Here is a 14,891-nt window from a genome sequence, read left to right as displayed (position 1 = left end):
TCAGGCAAGGCGCATGACCCAGGCATCGGACTGGCGGTCGTAATGTTTACGGTAGAGGACGGAATGTTCACCATTGAGAATCGCGGGAACGCTGGTGTCGGCATCCCAGGCGTCAAGCTGCATACATAAATCTGGATCGGATTTGCAGGGAATGCTTAACGTTCGCTCACCCTGATGTTCACCATGCAGTTCGGCATCGTCTATCTCAAACGCGCCGATGCGGACATTGGTTTTACTCATCGCTTCACCCCATTTTTTCAGCTGAGTTGTGGTACGACCAGTTGCGGCCGTCATTTTTCAGCGTAGTCAATGGGGGGAAAACCGCCAGTCAAAAAGTGCGTATTTTTTGCGCGGCGTCACACCTTGCCGGCAAAAAGTTTCCCATCGCGTACCAGCTCGCGCGGGTAACTGTTCTTCAGACGGGAGCCGACGCGCTTGGCCAGGCCCAGCGGCACGCCCTGGAAGGTGACAATGACTTCATCCTGCGCTGGCGGGGTTTGCGGATAGACGTCGCGTCCGCGATACCATTCCTCCGCTTCCTCCAGCGTCAGCTCGAAGGCGCGCTGCGGCGCGGCAAAGGCAATAACCGCCTCATGCTGCCAGCGGTAACCCTTATTGTGCAGTTCCGCCAGACGCACGCCAATGCGCGAAAACCGCACCTGACCAAACAGAGGCTCCATAGACTGCGGAAACAGCCACAGCTCTTTATCCCGTTGCCACAGCGTGTGGCTCGCGTCCCATTCCAGCCCGACAGCGCGGGCGGCGGCGGTCGCCGCGGCGGCCTCCCGGCCCTTCAGCGGCGCAAACGGGAACTTGCCGACCTTGTAGCCCGGCGCCGGGAGCGGATCGATCGACGCCGTCTTGCGCAAGCGGGCGACAAAGAAGCCTTCACAATCGAAGATCTGCGGGAAGACATGCAGAAATCCCTCGGCGGTTAAGGCATCGGCCGCGCCGGGAAACAGCTCTCCCAGCGGCTGGATCGCCACCGCCTGCGGGTAGCGGGACAGCAGCCAGTGAATGACGGACTGATTTTCTTCGCGGTTAAGGGTGCAGGTCGAATAGACCAGCGTCCCGCCGGGGCGCAGGGCATGGAAAGCGCTGTCGATAAGCTCGCGCTGGGTGGCGGCGATGTCGAGGTTGCTCTCCGGCGACCAGTTTTTCAGCGCGTCCGCATCTTTGCGTACCACCCCTTCGCCGGAGCAGGGGGCATCAAGCAGAACGGCGTCGAAGGCTTCGGGCAATGCCGCGCCGAACACCCGGCCGTCGAAATGGGTCAGGGCGACGTTGCTGATGCCGCAGCGGCTGATGTTGGCATGCAGCACTTTCACCCGGCTGGCGGAGAACTCATTCGCCAGGATGCCGCCCGCATTGCCCATCCGGGCGGCGATCTGGGTGGTTTTCGACCCCGGAGCGGCAGCAACGTCCATGACCCGTTCAGGCTGCGGGTTATCGGCGAACAGGGCGGCGACCGGCAGCATTGAGCTTGCTTCCTGTATATAGAACAGACCGCTGAGATGTTCGGCGGTGCTGCCCAGCGGCAGCGCGTCGTCGTCGTCCCGCTCGATCCAGAATCCCTCCTCGCACCAGGGGACCGGCGTCAGCTGCCAACCATAGGGGGCGACCAGAGAGAGAAAATCATCGACGCTGATTTTCAGCGTATTGACGCGAATACTTCGGCGTAGCGGGCGCTGACAGGCGGCGATAAAGTCGTCGAAAGAGAGGTGCGCCGGCATCGCCGCGCGCATTTGAGCGAGAAACGCTTCAGGGAAATAGACAGTATTTTCGGCCACAGGCAGCGCACCACAGAAAAAAAGGGTGCGCAGTTTAGCACAAACGCCCCGGTGCAGGACACCGGGGCGTGAGGTTTGTGTCTGCCCGCGCCCGGCGTTTGCCGGGGCGGGAGAAGGGGAGGCGAGGATTACTGCGGCAGGGCGGTGCCCCACTCCCGCCACTCTTTCGGCTCGCTCTCCAGCAGCAGGAAGTGCTTGCCGTCCTGGGCCTTCGGCGCCAGCGGCGTACCCGGCGGCGTGGCAAAGGCGATCCCGCCGCGGATAAACTGATTGAAGGTCCCGGTTTTCACCACGCCGCCAACCAGGCCGAAGTCGAGGCTGTAACCCGAGGCCAGCCAGAACACCGAGTTATTGCGCACCAGGTACTGGTAGCGCTTGCTGATGCGCATCTTAACCATGACCCGGTCAGACATCGATCCCAGCGACAGACCGGTCACCGTCCCGACTTCCAGGCCGCGGAACAGCACCGGCGTACCGATGCCGAGCGATCCGGCCTCCGGCGCTTCCACCACGATATTCAGGCCGTCGATATAGCGCGAGTCGCTGATCGTCGTATCCTGGATCTCAAAGTCGCGGCGCGCCGGGCCGCGTCCGGGCTCAACGTTAATATAGGACTGGAACAGGGTGTCGAGATGCTCCACGCCCGCGGCGGAGATCTGCGGGGTGATCACCGAGAAGCGGGTCCCGGCGCGGGCAAACGTGCCGACGTATTCCGGATAAAGCACGGCTTTCGCCTGCACCTCGTTTTTGGCGGTGATCAGCTCCAGCGACTGGATCTGACCGATATCGATGCCGAGATAGCGAATCGGCATCCCGGCCGCCATCTTCCCGGCGTCGAACGCATGCAGGGTGATCTGGCCGCCCACGGCGCGCGCCGCCGTTTCAGAAGCGTAAAGGATACGTTTGTTATTCAGCCGCGCATTGGCGCTGCTGCCGTTGAGGTTATCGAAACTGATCGCCCCTTTTATGGCGCGGGCCAGCGGCGAGGCCTGAACGGTGAGTCCGTTGCCGTCAAGTTTAACCTTCGCACCCCCTTCCGCCCAGAAGACGCTGTTGTTGGTCAGCAGGTAGCGGTATTCCGGCTTGATATGCAGATCGATATCGAAAGCGTCTTTGCGCGGTTTCACGGCGATGATCTCGCCGACGGCGAATTTACGATACAGCACCACCGAGCCAGCCTGAACGTCAGGCAGCGTCTCAGCGGAGAGGCTCAGGGTGGTGGTCGGCACTTCGCTCAGGCTGTTTTCCTGCGCCTTTTCGAGGTTGGCGTACAGCGGATAGCTGCTCTGCATTTCGCCTTTTTCACCCGGGATCACCCGGATCCCGCCGTTCACCCATTCGCTGGCGCTGGCGCCCAGCACCTGCACGCCATCAAGTCCCACTTTGACGTCCAGACGACTGTTCACCACAAACTTGCTGTCGCCGCGAATCAGATCGCGGTATTCCGGGGCAATCGCCACCTGGAAGGTTACCCCTTTGGCCGTCAGCTTGCGCTCCAGCACCTGGCCGACTTTCACTCCGTGAAGCACCAGCGGCTGGCCGCCGTCGATCCCGTAGCTCTCCGGCGCCGAAAGGGTGACGGTGGCGACATTGGGCTCCTCCAGCAGCGCTTTATCCGCTGGCATGACGGAGAAGTGATTACGCGGCTCGCCTTCGCCGGGCACCAGTTCAAAGGTATTGCCGGTGAGCAGGGCGCTGACGCTGGGGTTATCGAGGGAGATCTTCGGCTTCTTCATCTGAATCAACGTTTTCTCCCGCAGCAGGGTCACCACGCTCGGATCGACGGTCATCTCGCCAGTGACTTTGCCGCCGGGGTTAAGATTCAGTTTGCTTAACTGGCCCACTTCCAGCCCCTGATACATCAGCGGCGTCGAGCCCGCTTTCAGGCCGTCGCCGTCAGGCAGGTCAAGGGTCACCACTACCCCGCGCTGGCTGTGCGCCAGGTCTTCATACAGATGATAGTCATCGTTTTGCGACGCGACCTGCGAATCGGCAGGGGAGTCAAAGGCGATGGCACCGTTCACCAGCGCGGAAAGGTTCTCCAGCTGCACTTTGGCCCCGCTCAGGCCGACATCGGCTTTGATCCCCGAGACGTTCCAGAAACGGCTGCCTTTTTTCACCAGGTTGGTGAACCGGCGCTCGATCAGCACATCAATGGTGACCCCCTGATTATTATCATTCAGCGTGAAGTCATACACCCGCCCGACCGGGATCTTACGGAAGTAGACCAGCGAGCCGCTGCTCAGAGAGCCAAGGTCGGGCGCCTGCAGGTGGATCATCAGCTCGCCGTTGTTGATACGGTATTTTGGCTGAGTGTCGAGGGCGACGAAGTGATCTTCGGGTTCGCCCTTGCCCGGCATCATGCCGATATAGTTCCCGCCCACCAGCGCATCGAGGCCCGACACGCCGGCCAGAGAGGCTTTCGGCGTGACCAGCCAGAACTGCGTATCTTTGCGCAGCGCCTCTTTCATATCGCGCTTGATGCTGGCGGAAACTTCAATCTTGCTCAGGTCTTTACTGAGACTAATATCCTGGACGGTACCGACTTCCACCCCCTGATAGCGGATAGGCGTCCGCCCCGGCACGATGCCGTTAGCAGACTGGAAATCGATAGTAATCGTCGATCCGCGGTCGTCAAAGCTGGTCCAAATGAGCCAGGCGGCAATCAGCAGCGCGATGACCGGCAACAGCCAGAATGGCGAGATACGACGTTTGGTTTTTATTCTGGCTTCAGTCTGCGAAGCGGGCGTTTCCTGACTCATGTGCGTCCCAAAGTAAGCGGCTGTCCAGCCATTCAACTGCAAGAATAGTTAAAATTACCGCGCCGCCAAAGTAAACCGCGGCCGGCCCCATCGTAAAGGCGAGGAGCTGATCGCGGTTAATGAGCGACATGGTGAGTGAGATAACAAACAGATCCAGCATCGACCAGCGGCCAATCCAGGTTATCAGCCGCAGCAGCAGGATGCGGGTGCGCAGCCCCTGCTCGCACTTGAATTGTATGCTGAGCAGCAGGGTAAATAACACTATAACTTTGGTGAATGGCACCAAAATACTGGCGATAAACACCACGCCGGCGATGGCGATATTGCTGCTGGCGAGGGAGATGATCCCGGAGAGGATGGTGTCTTCCTGGCGCGCGCCGTTGACGTAGATGATAGAGATCGGCAGCAGGTTGGCCGGTAGGAGGAAAACCAGCGAGGCAATCAGCGCCGCCCAGCTGCGCTGCAGGCTCTGCGGCCGGCGATGGTGCAGCGGCGTGTGGCAGCGTCGGCAGCGGCCGCGGGCGTCGCGGTAGCCGGTGTAGTGGCAGCCGGTGCACACCTGCAGATTGTTATCGGCGCGGGTCGCCGGCCGTTCGGGATAGAAGCGCTCCCATAGCTCTTCGACGTTCATATGGATAAGCGTCAGGATACTCAGCAGCGTCAGGGAGATAAACGCCACCAGGCCGATGCCGGGCTGCAGAAAGGCGTAATCCTGCACCTTGATGGAGGCGACGCCGATGCCCACCAGATAGATATCCAGCATCACCCACTCCTTGAGCTTATCGAGCATTAGCAGCACCGGGCGCAGGTTCATCCCCAGCACGTTGCCCAGCCACAGATAGCTAATCGAGACCACCAGCAGTACCGGGGCGACCACCGCGCAAAACAGCACCATCGCGGCGGTAAGCGGGTCGCCCTGCGCGGTCATCTGCCAAATCCCCTGCAGGACGTTGGCGTCAATGCGAACCCCCAGCAGGTGAAGGCGCAGTAGGGGTTCGGACCAGGCAAAGGGCATTAACAGCAGAATGGCCAGGGCCATGCTGCCCAGACGGGTCAGCGACCAGTCGCGGCCATCGCGCACCTTCGCGTTACAGCGTGGACACCAGGCGCTTTGGTTGCGTTTGAGCACCGGTAAGCGGAACAGCATGTCACACTGCGTACAGCGCTGATAATGCGCATAGGGAAGCGGCGTGCTGACGGCATGCACGACCATCTTATTCGCAGGCTTAAGGGTGGGTGTTTTTATTGGCATTTATTACGTACAGGAATGAATGTATCTCACTATCTTAACCCATGAATGAATTCATCTTGAGCCCAAGCGCATTTAATGCTTATTTTAGTAGGCTGTACGTATCAGGCAGTAAGACAACCAAGTGAAGATATAATGAGCAAAACAGAATTTTACGCGGATTTGAACCGCGATTTCCAGGCATTAATGGCAGGTGAAACCAGTTTTCTGGCGATGATCGCTAATACCAGCGCGCTGCTGTTTGAACGACTGGGCGAGGTCAACTGGGCCGGTTTCTATCTTCTGGAAGGCGATACCCTGGTGCTGGGGCCGTTCCAGGGCAAACTGGCCTGCGTCCGGATCCCGGTTGGGCGCGGCGTATGCGGCGCGGCGGTGGCGCAAGCCCAGGTGCAGCGCGTCGAGGACGTCCACGCCTTTGACGGCCACATTGCCTGCGATGCCGCCAGTAATTCGGAAATTGTCTTCCCCCTGCGCGTGAACGACCAGATTATCGGCGTGCTGGATATCGACAGTCCGGCTTACGGCCGCTTCACTGCTGAAGATGAGCAGGGGTTGCGCACACTGGTCGAGCATCTGGAAAAACTTATCGCGGCCACTGATTATCAAAAAATCTTTACCCGTGTCGTGGGATAATCAACGGATAACGTAGCATTTAGCGAGGACGTCATTATAATGTCGCCTGTTCATGCCTGCGGCTTGTTGGCTACGTCCGTTGTAATCAGGAAATTTCATGGAAAATCAACCTAAGTTGAATAGCAGTAAAGAAGTTATCGCCTTTCTGGCCGAACGTTTCCCTCAGTGCTTCAGCGCTGAAGGCGAAGCGCGCCCCCTGAAAATCGGAATTTTTCAGGATCTCGTTGAGCGAGTGGGTGGTGAGATGAATCTCAGCAAAACCCAGCTTCGCGCTGCATTACGTCTTTACACCTCGAGCTGGCGCTATCTCTACGGCGTAAAAGCCGGCGCTATCCGCGTTGACCTGGACGGCAACCCGTGCGGCGAACTGGAAGAGCAGCACATTGCCCATGCGCGTCAGCAGCTGGAAGAAGCGAAAGCTCGCGTTCAGGCGCAGCGCGCTGCCCAGCAGGCGAAAAAACGCGAGGCCGCTGCCGCTGCAGGCCAGCCGGATGAAGGCGTTCGCCGCGAGCGTAAACCGCGTCCTCAGCAGCCGCGTCGTAAAGAGGGCGCTGAACAGCGTAAACCGCGTCCTGTTGCGGCCAAAGCTCCGCGGGAAGAGCGTCTCACTCCGGTATCGGATGTTTCCGTTCTGACCGTCGGCCAGGCGCTGAAGGTAAAAGCAGGCAATAACGCAATGGACGCCACCGTTCTGGAAATCACCAAAGATGGCGTTCGTGTACAGCTGACTTCTGGTATGTCAATGATTGTACGCGCAGAACACCTGGTGTTCTGAAACGGAGGCCGGGCCAGGCATGAACACATTTTTTAAAATCACCGCGCTTGCGGGCCTGCTGGCAATAGCAGGCCATGCTTTCGCTGTTGATGAAATAACCCGTGCAGATCAAATCCCCGTGCTGAAAGAAGAGCCGCAGCACGCGACGGTGAGCGAGCGCGTGACGTCGCGCTTTACCCGCTCTCACTACCGTCAGTTCGATCTCGACAACGCCTTCTCGGCAAAAATTTTTGACCGTTATCTGAACCTGCTGGACTACAGCCATAATGTGCTGCTGGCCAGCGATGTGGCGAAGTTCGCGGCGAAAAAAGACCAAATCGGCGACGAACTGCGCACCGGGAAACTGGACGTCTTCTACGACCTCTACAACCTGGCGCAGCAGCGCCGCTTCGAGCGCTATCAGTATGCTTTGAAGGTGCTGGAACGTCCGATGGACTTTACCGGCAACGACAATTTCAACCTTGACCGCTCCAAAGCGCCGTGGCCGAAAGACGAGGCCGAGCTGAACAAGCTGTGGGACGCCAAGGTTAAATTTGACCAGTTAAGCCTGAAGCTGGCGGGAAAAGACGATAAAGAGATCCGCGACACCTTAACCCGTCGCTACAAGTTCGCTATCCGTCGTCTGGCGCAAACCAACAGCGAGGATGTCTTCTCGCTGGCGATGACCGCCTTCGCCCGCGAAATCGACCCGCACACCAACTATCTGTCGCCGCGCAATACCGAGCAGTTCAACACCGAGATGAGTCTCTCACTCGAAGGGATCGGCGCTGTGCTGCAGATGGATGATGACTACACGGTGATTAATTCGCTGGTGGCCGGTGGTCCGGCTGCGAAGAGCAAAGCGATCAGCGTCGGCGACCGCATCGTCGGCGTCGGCCAGACCGGGAAGTCGATGGTCGATGTCATTGGCTGGCGTCTGGATGACGTCGTGGCGCTAATTAAAGGGCCGAAGGGCAGCAAGGTTCGCCTTGAGATCCTGCCGGCCGGCAAAGGGGCCAAGACGCGTATCGTCACCCTGACCCGCGAGCGCATCCGTCTGGAAGATCGCGCGGTCAAGATGTCGGTGAAAACCGTTGGTAAAGAAAAAGTCGGCGTGCTGGATATCCCGGGTTTTTACGTTGGCCTGACCGATGACGTGAAGGTGCAGCTGCAGAAGCTGGAAAAACAGAACGTCAGTAGCATCGTTATCGATCTGCGCAGCAACGGCGGCGGGGCGCTGACCGAAGCGGTATCGCTGTCGGGGCTGTTTATTCCGTCCGGCCCGGTGGTGCAGGTGCGGGATAACAATGGCAAGGTGCGCGAAGACAGCGATAACGATGGCGTAGTCTATTACAAAGGGCCGCTGGTGGTGCTGGTTGACCGCTTTAGCGCCTCGGCGTCTGAGATCTTTGCCGCCGCAATGCAGGATTATGGCCGCGCGCTGATCGTTGGCGAGCCGACCTTCGGTAAAGGTACCGTACAGCAGTATCGCTCGTTGAATCGTATCTACGATCAGATGCTGCGTCCGGACTGGCCGGCGTTAGGTTCCGTGCAGTACACTATCCAGAAGTTCTACCGCATTAACGGCGGCAGTACTCAGCGCAAAGGCGTTACGCCGGATATCATGATGCCAACCGGCAATGAAGATCGCGAAACCGGCGAGCAGTATGAAGACAACGCGCTGCCGTGGGATAGCATCAACGCGGCCACCTATGTGAAGTCCGGGGATCTGACCCCATTTGGACCGGAACTGCTCAAGCGCCACGACGAGCGTATTGCCCAGGATCCTGAGTTCCAGTACATCATGAAGGATATTGCCCGTTATAACGCGATGAAGGACAAACGTAACATCGTCTCTCTGAACTACGCTCAGCGTGAAAAAGAGAACGAAGAGGATGATGCGATTCGTCTGGCGCGGATTAACGATCGCCTGAAACGCGAAGGCAAACCGCCGCTGAAAAAACTGGACGATTTGCCGAAGGATTACCAGGAGCCGGATCCGTATCTTGATGAGACGGTCCATATCGCGGTAGACCTCGCCCATCTCGAAAAAGCGCGCCCGGCGGTGGAACCGCCGGCCAGCCAATAAGTCGCCAACGGGCACCCTGAGAGGTGCCCGTTTTTTTTATGCCCTTTGTCATCGCCATTCAGCTCATCTAACAAAATGTCAACCTGCTCTGCCGCTGTCAGCAAGATGCTACAAAGTGTAAAGTTGTGTTTTTATCGTGACTTAGCGGGGGGTGATGGTTGAAAATTGCAGCCTGACCCATACGATGTGGGTAATCGCATAGTGCGTTTTGTTAAATTGAGGTAAAAAGAAAATTATGATGCGAATCGCGCTTTTCCTGCTGACGAACCTGGCAGTGATGGTCGTGTTCGGGCTGGTGTTAAGCCTCACGGGGATCCAATCCAGCAGCATGACCGGTCTGTTGATTATGGCCCTGCTGTTCGGCTTCGGTGGTTCTATCGTTTCGCTGATGATGTCGAAATGGATGGCGCTGAAGTCTGTGGGTGGGGAAGTGATCGAGCAGCCGCGCAACGAAACGGAACGCTGGCTGATGAACACCGTTGCGCAGCAGGCGCAGCAGGCGGGCATTGCCATGCCGCAGGTGGCTATCTATCATGCCCCTGACATCAACGCCTTCGCTACCGGTGCGCGTCGCGACGCCTCGCTGGTCGCTGTCAGTACCGGGCTGTTGCAAAACATGAGCCGTGATGAAGCGGAAGCGGTCATCGCCCATGAAATCAGCCACATCGCCAATGGCGATATGGTCACCATGACTCTGATTCAGGGGGTGGTGAACACCTTCGTTATCTTTATCTCCCGCGTTATCGCGCAGATTGCGGCCGGCTTCCTTGGCGGCAACCGGGAAGATGAAGGCGAGAGCAGCAATGGCAACCCGCTGATCTACTTCGCCGTCGCCACGGTGCTGGAGCTGGTGTTCGGTATTCTGGCCAGCATTATCACCATGTGGTTCTCTCGTTATCGCGAATTCCATGCTGATGCCGGCTCGGCGCGTCTGGTGGGCCGCGAGAAGATGATTGCCGCCCTGCAGCGCCTGAAAACCAGCTATGAGCCGCAGGAAGCCAGCAGCATGATGGCGTTCTGCATCAACGGTAAAGCGAAGTCCATGAGCGAGCTGTTTATGACCCACCCGCCGCTGGACAAGCGTATTGAAGCGCTGCGTAGCGGAGAATATCTGAAATAGTCCGTCAATCTGACGCTGAAAATAAAAATCCGCAGCCCGAAGGCTGCGGATTTTTTTTATCCTTAATCGTCAGGCTGCGCGCGGCTGAGTGACGCGCAGACCGCTAATCAGCGCAGCGACGGTCGCCAGGATGCCGGCCAGCAGCAGGGCGGTGTGGGTGCCGCTGTTGCCGAGCAGGTTGAATAAAAGGGCCACCAGCGCGGCGCCGGTGCTCTGGCCGAGCAGGCGAGCGGTACCCAGCATGCCGCTGGCGCCGCCGCTGCGATGGCTCGGGGCCGAGGCGACAATGGTGTGGTTGTTTGGCGACTGGAACAGCCCGAAGCCGGCGCCGCACAGCGCCATACGCCAGATAATATCCAGATCGCTGGGCGACGCCGGAAGCAGCGCCAGGCCGAACAGGCCGCAGGCCATAACCAGCAGCCCAATGGCCCCCAGCAACCCCGCATGGCATTTTTCAATTAAATAACCGGCCAGCGGCGCCATCACCATCGTTGCCAGCGGCCACGGCGTCAGCAGCAGGCCGGTCTCCACTTCGCTGCGCCCGATCATTGTTTGCAGGAAGAAGGGCAGAGAGACCATCGCCAGCATCTGCGCACAGAAAGAGCAGATGGAGGTGCAGATAGAGAGGGAGAAGAGTGGGATGCGCAGCAGATCGACCGGCAGCAGCGGGACGGGCATCGTGAGCTGACGGCGAACGAAGAAAAAGCCCACCACCAGCATAGCGGCGACCTCCGCCAGCACCAGCTGAGTGGACTGGCCCTGTGCGAAACCGCTCAGGGCGGTGATCAACAGCCCGAAGGTCAGCGCGTTCATGATGGCGCTCGGCAAATCGAAGCGGACGATTTTGCTGCGCGCGCTGTTGGGCGGCAGAAAGCGCATCGCCAGGAGTAAGGCGACGATGCCGAGAGGCACGTTAATTAAAAACAGCCATTGCCAGGAGGCAAGGGAGAGGATCGCAGCGGCGATCGTCGGGCCTGCTGCTGAAGAGACGGCGACGACAAAGGAGTTGATACCCATGCCGCGACCGAGAAAGCGTTGCGGATAAATCAGGCGGATCAAGGCGGTGTTAACGCTCATCAGCGCGGCGCCGCCCAGCCCCTGGGCGACGCGAGCGAAAGTCAGCATTTCGAGGCTGCGCGAGAGGGCGCAGGCTAGTGAGGTAAAGATAAACACCACCAGGCCTATCTTATAGATACGGCGATAGCCGACCATGTCGCCGAGGAAAGAGAGCGGCAGCAGGGCGATAACAATGGCGATTTGGTAGGCGTTAACGATCCAGATTGAAGCCGCCGGGGAGGCGTTAAGATCGCTGGCGATGGTCGGCAGCGCGACGTTGGCGATGGCCCCGTCGAGCACGGCCATGGTCAGCCCAAGCACAATGGTCAGAATGGCGCCATAGCGCTGCGGCAGCGGCACGCCATCGGAAGAGTTTTTATCCATGGTGAAAATGAGTCTTAAATGAAACGGTTTTTTGAATGATGAGTTTAGCATTGATTATTCCGCAGTATGTCGCAGATTTGTAACGAAGTGGCAGAAGAATGATTGCGGCGCAGAGGCGGCGAATTTATAATAAAAACCGGTTCTAAATTTTATAAAACAGTTACGACGAGGTGATAAATGGCAGGTGCAGATTTGGATAAACAGCCAGATTCTGTCTCTTCGGTATTGAAGGTTTTCGGCATCCTGCAGGCGCTGGGTGAAGAGCGTGAAATTGGCATTACCGAACTGTCCCAGCGCGTCATGATGTCGAAAAGCACCGTTTATCGCTTTTTACAGACCATGAAATCACTGGGCTATGTGGCGCAGGAGGGAGAGTCTGAGAAATACTCCCTCACGCTCAAACTGTTCGAGCTGGGGGCGCGCGCGCTGCAGAACGTCGACCTGGTGCGCAGCGCCGATATTCAGATGCGGGAACTCTCCCGACTGACGAAAGAGACTATCCATCTCGGCGCGCTGGATGAAGACAGTATTGTTTACATTCACAAGATTGATTCGATGTATAACCTGCGGATGTACTCTCGTATCGGCCGTCGCAATCCGTTGTACAGCACCGCGATTGGCAAAGTACTGCTGGCGTGGCGCGATCGCAGCGAAGTGGAGCAGATCCTTCACGGCGTGGAGTATAAACGCAGCACCGAGCGGACCATCACCAGTACCGCTGAGTTGCTGAAGGTGCTGGATGGCGTTCGCGAGCAGGGATACGGCGAAGATAATGAAGAGCAGGAAGAGGGGCTGCGCTGCATTGGGGTACCGGTATTCGACCGTTTCGGCGTAGTCATCGCCGGGTTGAGCATCTCTTTCCCGACCTTACGGTTCTCTGAAGAACGTTTGCATGAATATGTGGCGATGCTGCACCAGGCAGCGCGCAAGATTTCTGAACAGATGGGCTACAACGACTACCCCTTCTGACCGCGCTGAAGCATTCGGCGACCGCGGCGCTATCGTCGCGGTCGCCGGTTGGATCTTAGCCGTTATCCACGACGGTTGCGCTTTTACGCAGCAGCGGGCAGCTGCTGACGCCGATCACGCCGCTATCGGAATGCACATAAAGTGCGGTACTGACCCCACGGGCGGTGAGATATTGACACTTCAGGCCCAGGCCGCCGACGTTTTCTTCACTGTGGAATAATACCCCGTAGCCGCTTAATAATACGCCAATCCATAAGATAGCCACGACCACAATAGTACGAATGATTAATCGCATTGATGCCTCATTATTTGTATGATCCTTGCCGTGATTTTGACACGAACACGTTTTGAAACAAGTCGATGATTCCTAAACTTGCCTTTCGTATTACAGTTAGCCGCGGTTTAAGAAGGCCGTGTTATCCTGGCGACATAAAGTACTGATGCGGAGAGTGGAGTGAAAAAATTACGGTGGGTTTTACTGATAGTCATCATAGCAGGCTGCCTGTTGCTGTGGACTCAGATGCTTAACGTAATGTGCGACCAGGATGTTCAGTTTTTCAGCGGCATTTGCACTATCAATAAATTTATCCCGTGGTAAGACATTTTTCTGACGACTGATTTCCTTCTGCGCCGCGGGTGGTAGAATGAACGCCTTCTCTTTGAGGTGGTGAAATGAGTGAGTTACTAAATCCTGGGATCTTAAATCTGGCATCGCTGGCCGTGTCTGTGGCGCTGCTGCTTGTCGGTCTGTTGTTATGGTTCTTCGTCAACCGCGCCAGCTCGCGGGCGAATGAGCAGATAGAACTGCTGCAGGCGCTGCTGGATCAGCAAAAGCGGCAGAATGCGCTGCTACGTCGCTTGTGCGAAGCCAGTGCGCCGGAAAAAGAGGACGTGGTCGAGCCGACCGTCGCCGGTAAGGCGAAAGGGGAGGATGAGTTTATCCGCCTGGTGGCAGAGCGCTAAGTACCTCGACAGGTGTGCATCATATGATGCGCACCTGCATGATAGCGGTCGGTAATATCTTATTCTTATTCCATTATTCCTTTCTCAATGCACTATCCTCTTTTATACACGCTGTAAATAAAGTGATCCCCGCCGCGTTTATTGTCGGATAACGTGACGCTGTCATCTTTTTTTCATTATTAAGGTGCAGAATTAGCACTATTTTTAGCGAGACGACTGAAAGGATTTATTATCACTACACTGGCCTGGCTTTAGCGATTTTTCGTCTGGGGTTATAACGAATTTTGCGCATCAATATTCATCACGGCTCGTCAGTCGCCCGTATACTGGCAGTTCGTATACGGACATACCTGGACGAAGCGAAGTTGTTGAGCTATGGTAAAAAAGTTGCAGTTACAAGGCAGCGTTCCGGCGTTATTGATAAACGCCATAGCGCCTTGCCAGGGGCGGCAAAGACGCATAAATGTGCAGGCGATCAAAGGATTACCTTATAATTTGTGCGAACGATCGAGACACGTTTAAAAATGGCTTGCCATTATTTACGTAGTGTGTGATAACACCTTTCGGGTTAAACGAGGTACAGTTCTGTTTATGTGTGGCATTTTCAGTAAAGAAGTCCTGAGTAAACACGTTGTCGTTGAATACCGCTTCTCTGCCGAACCTTAAATTAGTGCCTCATGCAGTTATGTGTCAGTTTTATCTATGTAAACGCCAGCAGGCGAAGAAAACAGTCTAAGGAATTTTGCAAATGGCAAAGATTAAAGGTCAAGTTAAGTGGTTCAACGAGTCTAAAGGTTTTGGTTTCATTACTCCGGCTGATGGCAGCAAAGACGTGTTCGTACACTTCTCCGCTATCCAGGGTAACGGCTTCAAAACTCTGGCTGAAGGCCAGAACGTTGAGTTCGAAATTCAGGACGGCCAGAAAGGTCCGGCTGCAGTTAACGTAACTGCTATCTGATACAAGACCACTCTTCTTGTATAAAAGCCTCGCCTGTGCGGGGCTTTTGCGTTTTTATTGCAAAGCATGTCATTTTTCCCCCTCTCGTCGCGTCTTGTTGCAAATACTCAACTTTATTAGCATTGTGTAGCAGTCTGTTTTGCTAATTTTCTGTTAAATCAGTT

The 14,891-nt window shown here is 56.8% G+C and carries 13 protein-coding genes and 2 pseudogenes; 9 read left to right on the top strand and 6 right to left on the bottom strand.

Going from position 1 to position 14,891, the window contains the following annotated elements; genetic code table 11:
- The 4 genes from ACQUTP_RS04965 to yebS all read right to left on the bottom strand — a co-directional run bounded on the left by ACQUTP_RS04965 (position 1) and on the right by yebS (position 5,804).
- Entirely contained in the window at positions 1-240 is a 240-nt protein-coding gene (locus tag ACQUTP_RS04965; RefSeq protein ID WP_002911393.1) for a YebV family protein, read from the bottom strand.
- A gap of 116 nt (positions 241-356) precedes the next feature.
- Positions 357-1,790, bottom strand: coding sequence for a 16S rRNA (cytosine(1407)-C(5))-methyltransferase RsmF (gene rsmF / locus ACQUTP_RS04960; RefSeq protein ID WP_117129925.1), 1,434 nt, complete (start codon positions 1,788-1,790; stop codon positions 357-359).
- Positions 1,791-1,918: 128 nt separating this feature from the next.
- Positions 1,919-4,552: a PqiB family protein gene (locus tag ACQUTP_RS04955; protein WP_017900210.1), complete on the bottom strand. Its 2,634-nt coding sequence runs from the start codon at positions 4,550-4,552 to the stop codon at positions 1,919-1,921.
- Positions 4,521-5,804: a membrane integrity lipid transport subunit YebS gene (gene yebS / locus ACQUTP_RS04950; RefSeq protein ID WP_285754996.1), complete on the bottom strand. Its 1,284-nt coding sequence runs from the start codon at positions 5,802-5,804 to the stop codon at positions 4,521-4,523. Before yebS ends, ACQUTP_RS04955 begins: the two co-directional genes overlap by 32 nt.
- A 132-nt stretch (positions 5,805-5,936) precedes the next feature.
- On the opposite strand from yebS, the pseudogene ACQUTP_RS04945 reads away from it, so the two are divergent.
- From ACQUTP_RS04945 to htpX, 4 genes and pseudogenes are all read left to right on the top strand, one after another.
- Positions 5,937-6,450 (top strand): annotated as a pseudogene (locus ACQUTP_RS04945) (GAF domain-containing protein).
- A gap of 81 nt (positions 6,451-6,531) precedes the next feature.
- Positions 6,532-7,209 (top strand): RNA chaperone ProQ, encoded by a 678-nt coding sequence (gene proQ, locus ACQUTP_RS04940; protein ID WP_004203375.1) that lies wholly within the window; start codon positions 6,532-6,534, stop codon positions 7,207-7,209.
- 19 nt (positions 7,210-7,228) lie between these two features.
- Positions 7,229-9,277, top strand: coding sequence for a carboxy terminal-processing peptidase (prc, locus tag ACQUTP_RS04935; protein ID WP_004203373.1), 2,049 nt, complete (start codon positions 7,229-7,231; stop codon positions 9,275-9,277).
- 235 nt (positions 9,278-9,512) lie between these two features.
- On the top strand, positions 9,513-10,397 hold the full coding sequence (htpX, locus tag ACQUTP_RS04930) for a protease HtpX (RefSeq protein ID WP_004203371.1): 885 nt from the start codon (positions 9,513-9,515) through the stop codon (positions 10,395-10,397).
- A 69-nt stretch (positions 10,398-10,466) separates the two neighbouring features.
- Here the strand turns inward: htpX and ACQUTP_RS04925 are convergent, their stop codons facing one another.
- Positions 10,467-11,837, bottom strand: a complete 1,371-nt coding sequence (locus tag ACQUTP_RS04925; RefSeq protein ID WP_004203370.1) for an MFS transporter — start codon at positions 11,835-11,837, stop codon at positions 10,467-10,469.
- A gap of 177 nt (positions 11,838-12,014) precedes the next feature.
- Between ACQUTP_RS04925 and kdgR the strand changes: the two genes are divergently transcribed.
- Positions 12,015-12,806, top strand: coding sequence for a DNA-binding transcriptional regulator KdgR (gene kdgR, locus ACQUTP_RS04920; RefSeq protein ID WP_285754993.1), 792 nt, complete (start codon positions 12,015-12,017; stop codon positions 12,804-12,806).
- A gap of 55 nt (positions 12,807-12,861) precedes the next feature.
- Here the strand turns inward: kdgR and ACQUTP_RS04915 are convergent, their stop codons facing one another.
- The gene (locus tag ACQUTP_RS04915) at positions 12,862-13,101 is read right to left on the bottom strand and encodes a YobH family protein (protein ID WP_004203368.1); all 240 of its coding nucleotides are present in this window, start codon (positions 13,099-13,101) and stop codon (positions 12,862-12,864) included.
- A 159-nt stretch (positions 13,102-13,260) separates the two neighbouring features.
- Between ACQUTP_RS04915 and mgrB the strand changes: the two genes are divergently transcribed.
- From mgrB to cspE, 4 genes and pseudogenes are all read left to right on the top strand, one after another.
- Positions 13,261-13,404: a PhoP/PhoQ regulator MgrB gene (mgrB, locus tag ACQUTP_RS04910; RefSeq protein ID WP_002911375.1), complete on the top strand. Its 144-nt coding sequence runs from the start codon at positions 13,261-13,263 to the stop codon at positions 13,402-13,404.
- Positions 13,405-13,478: 74 nt separating this feature from the next.
- A complete protein-coding gene (locus ACQUTP_RS04905; RefSeq protein WP_004203366.1) occupies positions 13,479-13,769 on the top strand; it encodes a YebO family protein in 291 nt (96 codons plus the stop codon).
- Positions 13,770-14,360: 591 nt separating this feature from the next.
- A pseudogene (locus ACQUTP_RS04900) lies at positions 14,361-14,432 on the top strand (DUF2627 domain-containing protein); the annotation flags it as partial.
- A gap of 85 nt (positions 14,433-14,517) precedes the next feature.
- Positions 14,518-14,727, top strand: coding sequence for a transcription antiterminator/RNA stability regulator CspE (gene cspE, locus ACQUTP_RS04895; protein WP_001062678.1), 210 nt, complete (start codon positions 14,518-14,520; stop codon positions 14,725-14,727).
- The last annotated feature ends 164 nt before the right edge of the window (positions 14,728-14,891 follow it).

The sequence above is a fragment of the Klebsiella sp. 2-CIP_Kleb. genome, from assembly GCF_050378715.1.
Taxonomy (GTDB): Bacteria; Pseudomonadota; Gammaproteobacteria; order Enterobacterales; family Enterobacteriaceae; genus Klebsiella; species Klebsiella quasipneumoniae.
This window is presented reverse-complemented; position numbering and strand designations above follow the sequence as displayed.